Below are 16,935 nucleotides of genomic sequence, written 5' to 3' on the forward strand. Positions count from 1 at the left end.
GTCACGGCTCCTTCCTGGGAACGGGCGCGGTGAGCTTGACCTGGGTGCCGGTGCCGGTGCCGGGACCGGCGCTCGTGCCGGCGGGAGTGATGTCCAGGTCGGCCTCGATGAGCAGGGCCCGCTCGCGCATGCCGCGCATGCCGGCGCCTTCGCGCGGGGCACTGATGCCGCAGCCGTCGTCGGTGACGGCCAGCACCACACCGTCCTCGGTGCGCCGCAGGGCCACGACGATGCGTTCGGCGTCCGCGTGGCGGGCGGCGTTGGTCAGCGATTCCTGGGCGACGCGGTAGAGGACCAGCTCCGTCTCCGGCTCCAGCACGGGCAGTTCGGTGTCGAAGCGGCGGGTGACCCGCAGCCCGGTGTGGGCGGCGAAGTCCTCGGTGAGCGAGGTCAGTGCGCTGACCAGCCCGAGGTCTTCCAGCACGCCCGGCCGGAGCCGACGTACCAGACGGCGGATCTCGTCCAGGCTCTCCCGGGTGATCTCCTGCACCTCGTGCAGCTCCTTGAGCAGCGGTTCCGGCGCGTCGTCGGCGGCTCGCTTGAGGCCCAGCAGGATCGCGGTCATGCTCTGGCCGACCTCGTCGTGCAACTCCTGTGCGATACGGCGGCGTTCGGCCTCCTGGGCGAGCAGCACCCGGGCACTGCTCGCGGCCCGTTCCTGCTCCAGCCGCTCCAGCATGGCGTTGCACGTATGGATCACCTTGGCGACCTCGCCGCCCCCGCTGGCAGGCAGACGCTGGCCGGGGCGCAGCAGGTCCACGCCCGCCATCAGCCTGGCGAGCCTGTCCAACGGGGCCAGGCCCAGCCGCAGCAGCGCGGCGTTGGCGACCAGCATGACGGCCAGGCCGCCGACCAGGATGATCGCCTCGGTGAGCACCACCGGCACGGAGACCGTCACCGGAGCCCACAACAGCAGTGCCGTGGCCATGCCCAGCACCACGGCGTTGAGGGCGAAGATCCGCCAGAACAACGACACCGGTCTTGCGCCTCCAGTTCAACTCGCCAAGGGCCACCTCTCCTGTCGGACACCGCCCGAACGTCGAGCGTGTCGACGGCGGCGGGGTGCTCGGGTGAGCCTGTCGCCAGCCTGCCCTCGCCCCGAGCGGGTCGTCCATGGGCCCTGACCCCCATTTGTGCCGACCGCGAGCACCCATGGCGGAGCCGCATGGACCCCTCGCCCGCGGCGCGTCCGCATGGACCCCTCGCCCCGGCGGAAATGGGGTCTGCGCCCGATATTGATCCAGCGCCGGTGCGGCCAGGGTGGAAGACACCGCCCGCCGTACACCGCCGAGAAGAGGAGACGACCATGTCGCTCGATGTCACCCGGGCCGAGCCCCATCTGCACGAAGCGCGTCAGCGCCTCGAACACGCCCGCACCTCACGGCTGGCGCAGCTGCAGGCCCTGGGCGAGAGAGGGCCGAGCACGGACGATCACCTGCTGTCCGAACAGAAAACCGCGATGCAACGGGTCCTCAAAGAGATCGACGACGCCTTCGCCCGTATTGAGGACGACACCTACGGAACCTGCCAGGGCTGCGCCAAACCCATCCCCGCGGAGCGGCTGGAGATCCTGCCCTACACCCGCCACTGCGTCCCGTGCCGGCGCCACGCCACCTGACCACCGCCCGTACCGGCGAACTCCGCCCTGCCCCAGGAAAGTCCCTGCCCTACGAAAGGGGGGTGACGTGGTGAACCACCAGACCATCGGACACCGTACGAAGCACCTGTCGGCCGAGGATCTCGCCGCACTTCGGGAGAACCTGCACGAACAGCGGCTGTTCCGCCGGGAGCAGCTGCGCCAGCTCGCCGGCCCGGCCGGCACGCGCGTCGAGGAGCGGGGCGAGCGGCAGGCCGCGGCGCAGCTCGAGGTCCGCGTCCAGCTGACCGCGTCCGCCCGCATGGTCCTCGCCGACGTCGAGGCGGCGCTGCACCGCATGGACCAGGGCACGTACGGCGCCTGCCACCTGTGCCGGCACCACGTCGGCCTCGACCGGCTGACGATCGTGCCGCAGGCCCGCTACTGCGCCCGCTGCCAGCAGGTCAAGGAGGCGATCCGGTGAGCGGCGCTCCCCACCCGCACACCGCTGCCGACCGGCACCGGTTCCGGCCGCTGTGCCGGAGCTGCTGCGGCCTCGCCCTGGACATGGGCAGCGCCCGTACGCGCGCCTGGATCGCCGGCCGGGGTGTCGTGGCCGACGTGCCGACCGTGAGTTTTCCCGGCAGCGCCGTGGACCACCCCATCCAGCGCGGCACCATCATCGACACCCCGGGCTGCGCCCGGATGCTGCAGCGCCTGCTCGCCGACCGCCTGCCGGAGCGTGTGCGCCCGATGGTGATCGTCACCGCGCCGGTCCTGGACGGCCTCGCCTACCGGACCGAGGCCCGTGCCGCGGTCGGTGTGCTGCGGCCGCGCAGCGTCCTGACCGTGCCCGGCGCCCGGTGCATCGCCCTGGCCGCCGGGGCCGACACGTCCCTGCCGCTGCTGGTGGTGGACATCGGCGCCCACCTGACGGAGGTGGTGCTGCTGTGCGACGGCGCGGTCACGGACGCACGCACCACTGCACTGGGCACCGGCGACCTGGACGAGGAGACCACGGCCGAGCAACTGAGCGAGGCGGTGGCCCGGATGCTGACCGCGATGCTCCGCCAGGACCGCCGCTCCGTCACCGCCGACGCCCTTCGTCGCGGCATCCTTCTGGCCGGTGGTGGTGCTCTGCGTCCCGAGATCACCCACCACCTCACCGGCCGGCTGCAGGCGCCGCTTCGGGTCGTTCCCGCCCCGTACACAGCGGCGGTCCGCGGCGCCGCGAAGCTGCTGCACGCAGCGCACGCCCACCCCTCCGCCTGCGGCTCCCCACCACCCGCCCCGCAGCTCAACTAGCCGCGCCCCGGCTCTCGCCACCGGCGGTTCATGCCCGCGCCATCGGCGGCGTGGAAAGGAGGAGACCATGCCCGCCCGCCTGCCCCCGCCGTCGCCTCCCACGGAGCTGCCACGGCTCATGTTCTGGCGGCTGCGGCGCAACCCCCTGCGCCGCCGCAGCGACCTGACCCAGGCGTGGATCGGCGTCGGGCTGCTGCTGGCCGCACTGGCGGCGACGCTGCCGGCGATGTTCCTCGCCGGTGACACCGCTTACGGCCACTATCACCGCACCGCCCAGCACCAGGCCGCAACGCGCCACCACACCACCGCCACCCTCGTCGAGACCGCCCGCCGCCACCCCGAGCCCGGCTCGGCCGAGGCCAGGGAGACCCGCTACCCGACGAAGGTCCGCTTCGCCGACCCCCACGGCCGCGCCCACACCGCCACAACCGACGTGGAACCGGCCCTGCCCAAGGGCAGCACCATCCGCATCTGGGCCGACACCGAGGGAAGGATCACCGAGCCGCCCCTGAGTCCCGACCAGGTCCGCAACCGCGCCATGGGTTCGGCCCTCATCGCGGCCCTCGCCGTCCACGCTGTCGCGGCGGCCGCCTACGGCACAGCCCACCACGTCATCCAGCGCCGCAACCTCGCAGCGTGGGACACAGCGTGGGCGCGAACGGCGCCACGGTGGAAGACGTCGCCGTAGCGCCACATCAGTGGGCAAGATGTGATCGGCATGAACCGTGATCACAAAGGAGCAGTGCGCATGAGCTACCGCCTGAAGGCGATCACCCGCGAGGAGCATCTGGCGTTCGTGACGGCCCGTTCTTCGGTGAGTCACATGCAGGTCCCCTCATGGGGAGACGTGAAGCCGGAGTGGCGGGCGGAGAGCCTGGGATGGATCGACGACAGCGGCCGTCTGGTGGGCGTGGGGCTGGTGCTGCTGCGGCCGTTGCCGAAGCTGAAGCGGTACCTCGCCTATCTGCCCGAAGGCCCGGTGATCGACTGGGCGGTGGCGGATCTGGAGCAGTGGCTTCAGCCCATGCTGGCGTACTTGAAGCAACGGGGCGCCTTCACGGTCAAGATGGGCCCACCCGTCGTCGTCCGCCGCTGGAGTGCCGACGCAGTGAAGGCGGCGATCGCCGATCCGCGGGCCCGTTGGCTGCGCGACGTCGAGGCCACCGAGCAGGACCCGTCGGCATTCGACCTCGCCGAGCGGCTGCGCCGGATGGGCTGGCAGCAGACCGAACCCGGCAGCGAGGACGGATTCGCCGCCGGCCAGCCGCGCTACGTCTTCCAAGTCCCCTTCGCCGGACGGTCCTTGGAGGACATTCACAGCGGTCTCAATCAGCAGTGGCGCCGCAACATCAAGAAGGCGGAGAAGGCCGGCGTCAAGGTCGTCCAGGGCGGCTACGAGGACCTGCCCGCCTTCTACGACCTCTACGTCGAGACCGCCGAACGGGACCGGTTCATTCCCCGCCCGTTGGCCTACTTCCAGCGCATGTGGACCGCGCTGCGAGCCGAGGACGCCAACCGCATGCGGCTCTACCTCGCGCACCACGAGGGAGACGTACTCGCCGCCGCCACCATGCTCACCGTGGGCGAGCACGTCTGGTACTCCTACGGCGCCTCCACCAGCCGTAAGCGCGAGGTCCAGCCGAACAACGCCATCCAGTGGCGCATGATGTGCGACGCCCACGAACTCGGCGCCGGTGTCTACGACTTCCGCGGTATCACCGAGACCCTCGACGAGGGCAACCACCTACTGGGCCTGCTCCGCTTCAAGTCCGGCACCGGCGGCGACGCCGTCGAATACCTGGGTGAGTGGGACTACCCGCTCAACAAGATCCTTCACAAGGCCCTCGACCTCTACATGTCCCGCCGCTGAGGCTTCTGGCGTGCGGTGACTTGGGTCGTGTCACGTCCTGTTCGGCGGCATCGAGCGGGCGACGCGGAATCCCACGTCGTCGATCCGGAAGGTCGGGTGGCTGCGCCGCCGCACCGAGGCTCGGCAGCTCCAGTGCTCATCGGCCCATCCACCACCACGGAGCACGCGATAGGTGTCGTACACCTCGGCGTCGTAGATGTCCCAGCACCAGTCCCACACATTGCCCAGCATGTCGTACAGGCCCCAGCCGTTGGGCTGTTTGCCGCCCACCGGGCGTACCTGGCCGCCCGAGTTGCCTTGGTACCAGGCGACGTCCTCGAGCCGGCCGTACCGCGGACCGGTGGTGTCCGCACGGCAGGCGTGCTCCCACTCGGCTTCGGTCGGCAGCCGGTACCCGTCCGCGGAGGTGACCCATTGGGCCGTCCCGGCGCCGACATGCAGGTGATAGGCGGGTGTCAACCTCTCGCGCCGGGACAACTCGTTGCAGAACTGGACCGCGTCCCACCACGAGACGCCCTCGACGGGCAGCCGGCGGCCCTGGCTGCTGCTCGGCCGCAGAGAGGTGACCTGCGCGTACCAAGCCTGCGTGACCGGGAACGGCGAGATCCGGAACGCCGCGACCTCGACCTGCCAACTGGTCTGCGTCCGTCGGTCCGACAACGTCACCCGCCCCGGCGGGATGGCGACCAACTCGTTCACTGCCCCCGTGTCCACGACCGTCACCCTACGACGTCTCGTGCACGCCGACGAGGGCCGACGAGGACGGCCAGTGGGAGCCAGGGAGGCAGGACTGGGCATCCGCCTACAGGAATCGCCGGATCGGCGTGACCGCGGCCTCCTTGGCCAGTTGGAGTGCCGCCCGGCGTTTCCACCGGGCGAGGTCGATGCCGACGCTGTGCTTCATGTCCTCCTCGAAGTCGCGGTCGAGTGAGGCGGTGAGTGTCTCGTCCAGGACGGCGAGCATGACCTCTTCGTCGTGGTTCATGGAGCGGCGGTTGAAGTTGGTGGAGCCGATGAGGGAGGCGACCGAGTCGACGGTCATGATCTTGGCGTGCATCATCGTCGGCTGGTACTGCCGGATGTGCACGCCCGCCTCCAGCAGGCGGGTGTAGTGGTGCTGGCCGGCGAGTTGGCAGGCGCGCTGATCGGTATGGGGGCCGGGCAGCAGGATCTCCACGCGCACACCGCGGCGCGCGGTCCGGCACAGCAGGTCGACGAAGTACCGGTCGGGCGCGAAGTAGGCGGTGGCGAGGCGGAAGCGTTCCTCGGCGGAGGTGAGCATGACCCGGATGAGGGTCTGCATGTCCTGCCAGCCGATGCTGGCGGAGCCGCGCACGACCTGTACGACCGAGGAGCCGGGCTGGCTGTGCTCGGTGAACCGGTCGCGCTCGTCGAAGAGTTCGTCGTGGCACTCGGCCCAGTTCTGCGCGAAGGCGGCGGCGATCCCGTCAACGGCCGGACCGCGCACCTGCACATGGGTGTCCCGCCACTCGCCGGGGTTGCGGGCGTCGCCGCACCATTCCTCCGCGATGCCGACGCCACCGGTGAAGGCCGTGTGCTCGTCGACGATGAGGGCCTTGCGGTGGCAACGGTGGTTCTGCTTGAACGGCGACAGCCAGACCGGCTTACGGAACCAGGCCACCTGCACACCGGCGGAGTCCATCAGCTCCAGCAGGTCCCCTTCGATCCTTTTGGCGCCGAAACCGTCGAGCAGCAGCCGCACCCGTACCCCCGCACGGGCCCGGTCGGCGAGAGCGGCGGCGAAGTCGCGGGCGATCTGGCCCCGCCAGTAGACGAACGTCATCATGTCGATCGTGTGCTGCGCGGAGTGGATCGCTTCGAGCATCGCGGGAAAGATCGCCTGGCCGTTGCGGAGCGGCACCAGCTCGTTTCCCTCGGTGGCGGCCACGCCGATCAGCCGCTCCAGACGGCGCCGCAGACGTTGCTTGCGCAGCTCGGCGTCAGGGTGGGCGCCACGGGCGGCGAGTGCCGGTGCCGGTATGCCGTCGACGATCACGCGAAACTCCCGTTGAACCATGAGGACCGAGCGTTCAGGGCCGCCGGACGAGCCCAGAGAGCTGATGCCCTGCGGTCACCGACGCACTCCCTGCGGTCGCACCAGCTGATCCCGTCCGCCCGGGCACCGGGCGCTGTACCGAGGATCGACTCCGCCTCGGTGCGGCGAAAAATGCCGGCGGGTCCCGCGCCGCCCGGGGGTAGCGTCAGGCCCTATGAGCTGGCTGCCTGACGACTTCGTCCACCCCGTCCACGTGCCCGTGCCCGGCACCGCGGTTCACCTGCGGCCGATCCGGGAGGCTGACACCCCGATCGACCACCCCGCCGTCATGGGCTCCCGAGCGCGCCTGTGGGAGATGTTCGGCCCGGCCTGGGGCTGGCCCAAGGAGACGATGACCTACGAAGAGGACCGCGTCGACCTGCTGCGGCACGAGCAGGAGATCGCCGCGCACCAGTCGTTCAACTACGCGCTGCTGGACGGGGAGGAGACGGCGATCCTCGGCTGTGTCTACATCGACCCGCCCGAGCGAACCGGGGCCGACGCGGACATCTCCTGGTGGGTGGTGGACGACCTCGTGGGCGGCGACACGGAGCGCTCCCTCGACGCCCTGGTACCGAAGTGGATCGCGGCCGACTGGCCCTTCCGGCAACCCCGCTACGTCGGCCGCGACATCACCTGGCAGGAGTGGCTCGCGCTGCCGCGTTCCTCGTGACCGACACCGCCGAGCACGGATCTAGGGCCGCTCCGCAGCCGTCAGCGCCTCCAGCGCGCTCGCCTGCGCACGCCAGTCCGACACGTTCGGACTCGTGCCGGACCAGCGTTGACCAAGGCGGTTGAGGGAGTCCCGGTCGGTGGCCCAGATCGAGTCCGCCTGTTTGCTGACGTACGCCTGGTAGGCCGCGGACCCGGTGGCGCCCGCGAGGTCGGCGAAGTGGCGGATGAAGATCCCCTTGAACTGCTTCTGGTTGTCGTCGCAGGAGCCAGTGCCGACGTCGCAGGACTCGGTCAGTACGCCGTCGCGGGTCAGGGCGGTCGAGGACATCGCCGCGTCGGCCAGGCGCTTCGCGCTGTCCAGGTAGCGCCCGGTGCCGGTCGACCGCCACAGCTCGGTGAACGCGCCGATGGCCAGGCCCTGGTTGTAACTCCACACCGTCTGGCCGTTGTTGGCGCAACCCGCGGTCAGTCCGTCGTTGACCAGACCCGAGGAGTTGATCAACCCACTGGACAGGTACCAGTCGCCCGCCGTGGTCGCCCGGCCGCCCCACTCGGTGTCGCCCGCGATCCGCTGGTGGAGAGCGGTGGTGAGCCACAGGTAGAGCCCGTTGGTGACGGCGTTCTTGTAGGTGCGCTCGCGGTTCCACCAGACACCGCCGCCGCAGGTGCCAGTGTCCCAGTACTGGTGGACGTAGTCGGTGATCGTGACCGCCTCGTCCAGATAGCGCCGTTCGCCCGTGTAGTCGTAGGCCGCGACCCACGCCACCGCCCACCACGCCGCGTCGTCGATCGCACGGCTGATGAAGTGGCCCTCGATCGGGTCCGAACTGCGGCCGCCCGCGGGGAAGACGCCGCGGTTCTGCTCGAAGGTACGGGCGATCGCCCAGTCGTAGTCGTGCCGCCCACTGCGCTTCGCGAAGTCGATCAGCGCGGTGAGGGCGGCGGCGGAGTTCCACCAACTGCTCTGCCACCAGCCTTCGTTGGTCTGGTACGACGCCATCAGAACGTCCGCTGCCGCACGTGCCCGGGTCGGCGCGGGCCGGACCCAGGCCGTACAGCTGCCCTCCTGGTGGGAGACCTCGCGGCCGCAGGCGCGGACCGCTCCGCCGTAGAGCAGGCCGCGCGGGTCCCGGGTGGCGAACATGACGGTCCGGGTCGACGCGGTGCCCGACGGCACGCTCGTACGGCCGAGGGACGATCCCTCGGACCAGCTCGCGCCGCCGTCCCAGGAGCGGTCGAGCCAGATCTCGTCGCCCGCGCCGCCGCCCGCGATCACGCCCCAGGCCATGCCGCCCTGCTGGTCGACGTGCAGGCTGATGGTGCGTCCGTAAAGGGGCGTCGAGGGGACGGGCGTGGCGTCGCCCGCCGCGGTGGCGGGGTCGGCGCCGTCGCAGGACGTGCCGTCGCACACCTTCGGGTAGACCCAGTCGGTGCAGGCGACGCCGGCGGCGTCACCGCAGGCACGGATCCAGCCGCGCCGGTGCCCGACCGGGTCGGTGATGTTGTACATGAGGGTGCGGGTGCCGGTCCATGTGCTGGGAATGCTCGCCTTGCCGAGCAGCGGTTCCCAGCCGGCGCCCCGGTCCCAGGAGCGGTCCAGCCAGACCGAGTCGCCGCTCACGCCGTCGTCGATGCTCGCCCAGGCCATGTCGTCCGGGTCGGAGACGTGCAGTCGCAGGGTGCGGCCGTTGAGGTTCTTGCCGGGCACCGGGAAGGTCTCCTGTTGCGCCTTCGAGGGGTCCAGGGTGTCGCAGGCCAGGGCGCAGACCGACGTCGCGGCACGGGAGGGCGTGGGGAGGGCGACGAGGCCGGTCAGGGCCAGGAGAAGGGCCAGCAGTCCGCCGATGACGGGGTGGGTCCGAGCAGACATGACGTACCGCCTGTCTGTGAGGGCCGTACGCGGAAGGGGAGTCGGCGGCCGCCCGGGGAGGAGGGCGGCCGCCTGGGGGAGCGGTGGTTGTTCGCCCGCCGTGGTCGTCAGGCCCGGTGGGACAACGTTGTCGAACGGACCATGGGCTCGCGCGGCCGTAACTACCGCTTCAGGGCGTCGCGTTGAGCAGGTCGAGCGCGCTCTGCTGCCGTGCCGCGTCCACCTTGTCGAGCGGGCCGGACCAGCGCAGTCCGTACTGGTCCAGGGCGTTGCGATCGCCCGTATGGGCGCGGTCCGCCTGGCGTTGCAGATAGGCGGTGTAGGGATGGTCCGCCAGCGCCGCGTTGAGCTTGCCCAGGCCGCGCACGTCCGCGCCCTTGAAGGACGGCCCGTCGCCGCCGCAGTCGCCGGTCTCGCACGGGTCGCGGAGGATGCCGTCGGCGGTGTGGAGGGATGACGTCGTGGTCGCGGCGTCGGCGATCTGCCGTGCACGGGTGAGCAGCGCGCCGTCCCCGGTGGCCCGGTTGAGTTCGGTGAGGGCACCGAGCAGGACGCCCTGGTTGTAGGACCAGACGGCCTGGCCGTTGTTGCGGCAGGTGGACAGGTCGATGCCGTCGTTGACCAGGTTCGAGCCGTTGATCATTCCGGTGGTCTGGAACCAGGTCCAGCCGGCGCGGGCGCGCTGCAGATAGGTCGTCTCGCCCGGGATCCGGTTGTGCAGTGCCGCGTTGAGCTGGATGTAGAGGGAGTTGGCGATGGCGTTCTTGTACGTCTTCGCCGTGCTCCACCACACTCCGCCGCCGCAGGTGTTGTCCCAGTAGGCGGCCATGTGCTCGGCGTCGGCGCGGGCGGTATTGAGGTAGCGGCTCTCGCCGGTCAGGTCGTAGGCGGCCACCCAGGCGAGCCCCCACCAGCCGGAGTCGTCGATGTAGTCGTTGCGGAACTGCCCGCCCTGTGCGTTGACGTTCAGGTCGTACGTGCGGGAGATCGCGTACGAGTAACTGCCCATCCCCGTCACGCGGATGTTGTCGATGACGGCGGTCAGGGCGTTGGCGGAGTTCCACCAGCCGGTGGTGTCGAACAGGCCGGTCGAGTTGTTGTAGAAGGCCATCAGCCCGGTCGCCGCCGCGGTGCGCCGGTCGCCGGCGTTCCAGGTGGTGCGGGCCCAGGGGGTGCAGGCGATCTCGGCGCGGTCGCCGGCCTTGCCGCAGGCGCGCAGGGCGCCGACGCCCTGGTTGTTCCAGTCGTCCACGTTGTACATGAGGGTGCGCCAACCCCGTTGTCCCGGGGGGACGGTGGTGTCGCCGAGCCTGCTTCCGGAACTCCAGGTGCGGCCGCCGTCGAAGGAACGGTCGAGCCACACCTCGTCGCCCGGACTTCCGTTGTCGACGGATGCCCAGCCCATCGCGTCGGCGTCGTCGAAGTGGAGGGCCATCGACCGCCCGTAGAGGGTCGCGGTGACCGGCTGCCGGTCGCCGGAGGAGAGGGCCGGGTCACGCGCATCGCAGTACTTGTTGCAGATGGTGGCCGCGGCGACGGTGGTTGAGGCGTCCGCTGCGGCAGCCGGCCCCGGGGCGAGGCCGGCGAGAAGCGCGAGGGTGAACGCCGCGGCCGATTGTCCGAGGACGAGGCGTCTCGCTGTGAGGAGGTTGGCTCTTCGGTGTCTTCGTACGGGAGTCATGGGGCCTCCCAGCCGACGCAAGCCCCCTGGCCGCGCCGTCGGTCCGCAGACGTCATCCGGGGAGGGGCCCGTGACGGCGAGACCGGGGGACATGCTGTGGATGAATGGAGAGAGCGCTCTCAGAAGGTAGTGAAGGGGAAGCGGAGCGTCAATGGGTTGTCACGTAGGAGAGTTGACCGAGGGGTGGCGGTAACTCTCGTGCGCCGAACCGCCGTTCAGATCAGGCTTTCCGCGTGTGCGACGGCGGCGGCGTGCCCGAACAGGCCCGGCAGCCCGCCCGTGTGGAGGAAGACCGTGGTCTGCCCGCGGCGGACGTCGCCGTCCTTGACCGCTGCGATCAGTCCTGCCATGGCCCGGCCCGTGTATGTGGGATCGAGGATGACGCCTTCGGCGCGTGCCGTCGTGACCATCGCGTCGGCCGCCTCGGCCGTATACGTCCCGTAGCCGGCGCCGATCTGGTCGCGGACGCGGAGTTCCTTGGCCGAGAGTGGTGTGCGCGACAGCGGACGGGCGAAGGTGACGACGGCCTCGGCGGGATCGGGGCGCGCCCCGACGTCGACCCCGAGGACGCGGTCCGCGCCCAGGCGGGCGACGAGCCCTGCCATCGTCCCGCCCGAGCCGAGCGCGACCACGACGTGTGCCAGGTCGGGCACCTGCTCGAGAAGTTCCTCCGCGCAGTCGACGTACCCCTGGGCGCCGACAGCGCTGGACCCCCCGAACGGGATGAGTGCCGGACGGGCACCGTCGGCGTGCAGTTCGGCGAGGACATTCTCGGCGGCCTCGGCGAGAGCATGGGTCTCGACGTCGCCGCTCCAGACGATGCGGGCACCGAGCAGACCGTCGAGGACCAGGTTTCCCGACGACGACGTACCAGGAGCACCGGGGAAGACGAGCACAGCCTTCATTCCGAGCTTGGCCGCGACGGCTGCGGTGAGCCGGGCGTGGTTGCTCTGCGGGGCACCGGTCGTGACCAGGGTGTCGGCGCCGTCGCGCTGTGCGAGACCCGCGGTGTACTCGAGCTTGCGCACCTTGTTGCCGCCACCCCCGATGCCCACGAGATCGTCGCGCTTGATCCAGAGGTCCTCCGGCCGCAAGCCGATGGTTTCCGCGAGGCGGGGAGCGGGCTCGACCGGGGTGGGAAGCGTCACGAGGGCGAGGCGTTGAGGCTGGTGGTTCACGGGTGTTCCTCTCTGGTGGCCGCACTGCCGAGTGCGCGGAACCTGAATTTTCCCCGGCGGTGCTCGGGAATCGGCTGTCGACGTCCTACGCAAATTCGAGTCATGCAATGACGTGAAAGTACGCAAGAATTTGCGTCGCTTGCGTCTGCTTGCGGAGAGTGCCGCAAGCGCTGAAGTTGGCACCTCATACCCTCCATCGTCGTATTTGTCGGCTTGGGGGCGAGGAGACGCAACCACCCCTCGCCGAGGCGCAATTGATGGTGGTGAAAATTGCGGCGCACGATGCGTAGACGTATTCACATGGCTCTGCAATATTGCGATGAAACATTGCAAGAATACGCGTACGGTCTCCCGCTGGAGACCGTGCCCAGGAACGAGCCGCCCTCGCCGCCGCCCTTTCGGCGCGCGCACCCCCGCAGGGAGTGACTCCGCATGATTCGACCCAAGTCCAGATCCTGGAGACGGCGCGCGGCAATCGCCGCGCTCGCCTCCGCCGTCCTGGCTCTAGGCATGCCCGCCGTCGGCGCGCAGGCGGCCGGCGGCCCCAACGCCGCCGCGGACGCCGCCACCAAGGCCGGCAGCGCCCTTAGCGCACACTCGGCCGCCAACGTCACCGACGGCGACACAGACACCTACTGGCAGGCCGGAAGGAAGTCGGCCCAGTGGGTGCAGACCGACCTCGGGCGGACCAAGCGTGTCCGCCAGGTCGTGCTGCGGCTGCCCGAGCAGTGGCAGACCCGCAGGCAGACGCTCGCGCTTCAAGGCAGTGCCGACGGAAAGAGCTTCGCCACCCTCAAGTCGTCGGCGCAGTACGTCTTCAGCCCCGGCAACGGCAACACGGTGAAGGTCTCCTTCCCCGCGACCCTGGCCCGGTACGTACGGGCCGACTTCACCAGGAACTCGGTCGCCTCCACCGCCCAGCTCGCGGAGATGCAGGTCCTCACGACCGCCGCCTCGACCCCGAACCTCGCCCAGGGCAAGACCTTCACCGAGAGCGGGCACGCCGACGTCTACGGAGCGGCCAACGCCGGTGACGGCAACCGGGACACCTACTGGGAGAGCAAGAACAACGCCTTCCCGCAGTGGCTCCAGGTCGACCTCGGCTCGTCGGTCAAGGTCAACCAGGTGACGCTGCGGCTGCCCGGTGGCTGGCCCGCCCGCAGCCAGACCCTCAAGGTCCAGGGTTCGACCGACAACCAGAACTTCTCCGACCTGACGGCCTCCAAGGCGTACAGCTTCGACAGTTCCGACGACCGGTCGACGACCATCAGCCTCGACACGACCACGACGCGGTACGTGCGCGTGCTGTTCACCGCCAACACCGGCTGGCCCGCAGGGCAGTTGTCCGAGTTGGAGGTCTACGGCCCCGCGACCGGCGACACTCAGGCGCCCACCGCGCCGTCGAACCTGAGCTACACCGAACCGGCCACCGGGCAGATCAAGCTGACCTGGAGCGCGGCCACCGACGACACCGCGGTGAGCGGCTACGACATCTACGCCAACGGTCAGTTGCGGGCCAGTGTCGCCGGGAGCGTGCTGACCTATACGGACACCCAGCCGGCCGGCGGCGACATCACCTACTTCGTACGGGCCAAGGACGCCGCGGGCAACGTCTCCGCCGACAGCAACAGCGTCACCCGCAAGGGATCGGGCGGCGACACCCAGGCCCCCACGGCGCCCGGCAACCTCGCCTACACGCAGTCCGGCAGCGACGTGAAGCTCACCTGGCAGGCGTCGAGCGACGACACCAAGGTCACCGGCTACGACGTCTACGCCAACGACAAGCTGCTCAAGTCCGTGGCGGGTGACGTCACGACGTACACCGACACCCCGTCGGCGTCCGCCACGGTCACCTACTACGTGAAGGCGAAGGACGCCGCCCAGAACGTGTCGACGGCGAGCAACAGCGTCACCCGGCCCGGCTCGACCGGCACCGGCTCCGACCTCGCCCAGGGCAAGCCCATCGAGGCCTCCTCGTACACCTTCACCTACGTCGCCACCAACGCCAACGACGGTCTCACCAGCACCTATTGGGAGAGCGCGGGCGGCGCCTACCCGGCCACCCTCACCACCAAGCTGGGCGCCAACGCCGACCTCGCTCAGGTCGTCGTCAAACTCAACCCGGACGCCGCCTGGTCCACGCGCACGCAGAACATCCAGGTCCTCGGGCGCGACCAGGACTCGACGTCCTTCACGAGCCTCGTCGCGGCGAAGGACTACACGTTCAACCCGTCGAGCGGCAACACCGTGACCATCCCGGTCCCCGGCTCCGCCGCCGACATCCAGCTCAAGTTCACGTCCAACTCCGGTGCCCCGGGCGCTCAGGTCGCCGAGATCCAGGTGATCGGCACCCCGGCCGCCAACCCCGACCTCAAGGTCACCGGAATCACCAACTCGCCGTCCGCCCCGGTCGAATCGGACGCCATCAGCCTCACCGCGACCGTCACCAACAGCGGCAGCAAGGCGTCCAAGGCCACCGACGTGAACTTCACGCTCGGCGGCACGAAGGCCGCGACCGCGGACGTACCGGCCCTCGACGCCGGTCAGTCGACGACGGTCACGGCGAGCATAGGCGCCCGGGACGCGGGAAGTTACCCGGTCGGCGCCGAGGTGGACCCGTCGAACAAGGTCATCGAGCAGAACGAGGCGAACAACACCTTCACCCGCTCCGACGCCCTCGTCGTCAAACCCGTCTCCAGCTCCGACCTGCTCGCCGCGCCGGTCTCCTGGAGCCCGTCCAGCGCCTCGGCCGGTGACGACGTCAAGTTTGCCGTCGCGATCAAGAACCAGGGGACGGTGGCCTCCGCCTCCGGAGCCCACGACGTCACGCTGACCGTCCAGGACTCCAAGGGCGCCACCGTCAAGACACTCACCGGCACCTACAACGGCGCCATCGCCGCGGGCCAGACGACCGCACCCGTCAGCCTCGGCTCGTGGACCGCCGCCAACGGCAAGTACACGGTCAAGACCGTCATCGCCGACGACGCCAACGAACTGCCGGTCAAGCGCGCCAACAACACCACCACACAACCCCTGTTCATCGGCCGCGGTGCCGACATGCCCTACGACATGTACGAGGCCGAGGACGGCACACTCGGCGGCGGCGCCAAGGTCGTCGGCCCCAACCGGACCATCGGCGACATCGCGGGCGAGGCGAGCGGCCGCAAGGCGGTGACCCTCACCGGGACCGGCCAGTACGTCGAGTGGACCACCCGGGCGGCGACCAACACCCTGGTCACCCGCTTCTCGATCCCCGACGGCACCGACACCACGCTCAACGTCTACGTCGACGGCCAGTTCCTCAAGGCCGTCGACCTCACCTCCAAGTACGCCTGGCTCTACGGCAACGAGACGTCGCCCGGCAACTCGCCCGGCTCCGGCGCCCCGCGCCACATCTACGACGAGGCGAACCTGCTGCTCGGCAAGACCGTCCCGGCAGGCTCCAGGATCCGGCTGCAGAAGGACGCCGCCAACACCTCCACGTACGCGATCGACTTCGTCAACACCGAGCAGGCGACGGCCGGCCCGAACCCCGATCCCGCCGCCTACGCGGTCCCGGCCGGCTTCTCGCACCAGGATGTGCAGAACGCGCTCGACCAGGTCCGCATGGACACCACCGGCAAGCTCGTCGGCGTCTACCTGCCCGCCGGTGACTACGAGACCTCCAGCAAGTTCCAGGTCTACGGCAAGGCGGTCAAGGTCGTCGGAGCCGGGCCGTGGTTCACCCGCTTCCACGCCCCCTCCTCGCAGGAGAACACCGACGTCGGCTTCCGGGCCGACGCCACCGCCAACGGCTCGACGTTCGCCGGCTTCTCCTACTTCGGCAACTACACGTCCCGGATCGACGGCCCGGGCAAGGTGTTCGACTTCTCCGGCGTCTCGAACATCACCATCGACGACATCTGGGTCGAGCACATGGTGTGCCTCTACTGGGGCGCCAACACCGACAACATGACCATCAAGAACTCCCGCATCCGGGACACGTTCGCCGACGGCATCAACATGACGAACGGCTCCACGGACAACCACGTCGTCAACAACGACGCCCGCGCCACGGGCGACGACAGCTTCGCCCTGTTCTCCGCGATCGACGCCGGCGGCGCCGACGAGAAGAACAACCTCTACGAGAACCTGACGTCGACACTCACCTGGCGCGCGGCCGGCATCGCCGTCTACGGCGGCTACAACAACACCTTCCGCAACATTCGCGTCGCCGACACCCTGGTCTACTCCGGCATCACGATCTCCTCGCTGGACTTCGGCTACCCGATGAACGGTTTCGGCACCGAGCCCACGACGATCGAGAACGTCTCCCTGGACAGAACGGGCGGCCACTTCTGGGGCTCCCAAGTCTTCCCGGCCATCTGGGCGTTCTCGGCCTCGAAGGTCTTCCAGGGGATCCGCGTGAACGACGTCGACATCGACGACTCCACCTACGGAGGCGTGATGTTCCAGACCAACTACGTAGGAGGCCAGCCCCAGTTCCCGGTGAAGGACACCATCTTCACCGACATCTCCATCACCAACTCCAAGAAGAGCGGAGACGCGCTCGACGCCAAGTCCGGCTTCGGCATCTGGGCCAACGAGCTCCCGGAACCCGGCCAGGGCCCCGCCGTCGGCGAAGCCACCTTCCGCAACCTGCGCATGAGCGGCAACGCCCAGGACGTCCGCAACACGACCAGCACCTTCAAGATCGACATCGAGTAGCCCGCCGCGAGAGCGGC

General features: G+C 69.7%; 13 protein-coding genes. 7 read left to right on the forward strand and 6 right to left on the reverse strand.

Annotated elements, in window-relative coordinates; all coding sequences use genetic code 11:
- Position 1 precedes the first annotated feature (1 nt).
- Entirely contained in the window at positions 2-976 is a 975-nt protein-coding gene (locus ACGFYN_RS31300; protein WP_393869261.1) for a HAMP domain-containing sensor histidine kinase, read from the reverse strand.
- Between the two features lie 330 nt (positions 977-1,306).
- Here ACGFYN_RS31300 and ACGFYN_RS31305 point away from each other — a divergent pair, with 330 nt between their 5' ends.
- The 5 genes from ACGFYN_RS31305 to ACGFYN_RS31325 all read left to right on the forward strand — a co-directional run bounded on the left by ACGFYN_RS31305 (position 1,307) and on the right by ACGFYN_RS31325 (position 4,751).
- Positions 1,307-1,618, forward strand: coding sequence for a TraR/DksA family transcriptional regulator (locus ACGFYN_RS31305; protein WP_393869262.1), 312 nt, complete (start codon positions 1,307-1,309; stop codon positions 1,616-1,618).
- Between the two features lie 67 nt (positions 1,619-1,685).
- Positions 1,686-2,060, forward strand: coding sequence for a TraR/DksA family transcriptional regulator (locus tag ACGFYN_RS31310; protein WP_393869263.1), 375 nt, complete (start codon positions 1,686-1,688; stop codon positions 2,058-2,060).
- A gap of 83 nt (positions 2,061-2,143) precedes the next feature.
- Entirely contained in the window at positions 2,144-2,881 is a 738-nt protein-coding gene (locus ACGFYN_RS31315; RefSeq protein WP_393869308.1) for a rod shape-determining protein, read from the forward strand.
- A gap of 67 nt (positions 2,882-2,948) precedes the next feature.
- On the forward strand, positions 2,949-3,569 hold the full coding sequence (locus ACGFYN_RS31320) for a hypothetical protein (protein ID WP_393869264.1): 621 nt from the start codon (positions 2,949-2,951) through the stop codon (positions 3,567-3,569).
- Positions 3,570-3,629: 60 nt separating this feature from the next.
- Positions 3,630-4,751: a lipid II:glycine glycyltransferase FemX gene (locus ACGFYN_RS31325; RefSeq protein ID WP_393869265.1), complete on the forward strand. Its 1,122-nt coding sequence runs from the start codon at positions 3,630-3,632 to the stop codon at positions 4,749-4,751.
- Positions 4,752-4,781: 30 nt separating this feature from the next.
- Here ACGFYN_RS31325 and ACGFYN_RS31330 read toward each other — a convergent pair whose 3' ends face one another.
- Together ACGFYN_RS31330 and ACGFYN_RS31335 are read right to left on the reverse strand one after the other, a co-directional pair.
- Positions 4,782-5,465, reverse strand: coding sequence for a formylglycine-generating enzyme family protein (locus ACGFYN_RS31330; RefSeq protein WP_393869266.1), 684 nt, complete (start codon positions 5,463-5,465; stop codon positions 4,782-4,784).
- Between the two features lie 88 nt (positions 5,466-5,553).
- Positions 5,554-6,768, reverse strand: a complete 1,215-nt coding sequence (locus ACGFYN_RS31335) for a phosphatidylserine/phosphatidylglycerophosphate/cardiolipin synthase family protein (RefSeq protein ID WP_393869267.1) — start codon at positions 6,766-6,768, stop codon at positions 5,554-5,556.
- 214 nt (positions 6,769-6,982) lie between these two features.
- Here ACGFYN_RS31335 and ACGFYN_RS31340 point away from each other — a divergent pair, with 214 nt between their 5' ends.
- The gene (locus tag ACGFYN_RS31340; RefSeq protein WP_393869268.1) at positions 6,983-7,480 is read left to right on the forward strand and encodes an N-acetyltransferase; all 498 of its coding nucleotides are present in this window, start codon (positions 6,983-6,985) and stop codon (positions 7,478-7,480) included.
- A 21-nt stretch (positions 7,481-7,501) separates the two neighbouring features.
- On the opposite strand, the gene ACGFYN_RS31345 is transcribed toward ACGFYN_RS31340, so the two are convergent.
- From ACGFYN_RS31345 to ACGFYN_RS31355, 3 genes are all read right to left on the reverse strand, one after another.
- The gene (locus tag ACGFYN_RS31345) at positions 7,502-9,352 is read right to left on the reverse strand and encodes a glycoside hydrolase family 76 protein (RefSeq protein ID WP_393869269.1); all 1,851 of its coding nucleotides are present in this window, start codon (positions 9,350-9,352) and stop codon (positions 7,502-7,504) included.
- Positions 9,353-9,521: 169 nt separating this feature from the next.
- Positions 9,522-11,033: a glycoside hydrolase family 76 protein gene (locus tag ACGFYN_RS31350; protein ID WP_393869270.1), complete on the reverse strand. Its 1,512-nt coding sequence runs from the start codon at positions 11,031-11,033 to the stop codon at positions 9,522-9,524.
- Positions 11,034-11,248: 215 nt separating this feature from the next.
- Positions 11,249-12,211, reverse strand: a complete 963-nt coding sequence (locus ACGFYN_RS31355; protein WP_393869271.1) for a D-cysteine desulfhydrase family protein — start codon at positions 12,209-12,211, stop codon at positions 11,249-11,251.
- Positions 12,212-12,643: 432 nt separating this feature from the next.
- Between ACGFYN_RS31355 and ACGFYN_RS31360 the strand changes: the two genes are divergently transcribed.
- Positions 12,644-16,918, forward strand: coding sequence for a discoidin domain-containing protein (locus tag ACGFYN_RS31360; protein WP_393869272.1), 4,275 nt, complete (start codon positions 12,644-12,646; stop codon positions 16,916-16,918).
- Positions 16,919-16,935: the final 17 nt, after the last annotated feature.

Origin of the sequence: Streptomyces sp. NPDC048419 (assembly GCF_043200415.1) — a bacterium.
In the GTDB taxonomy this organism is placed as follows: Bacteria; Actinomycetota; Actinomycetes; order Streptomycetales; family Streptomycetaceae; genus Streptomyces.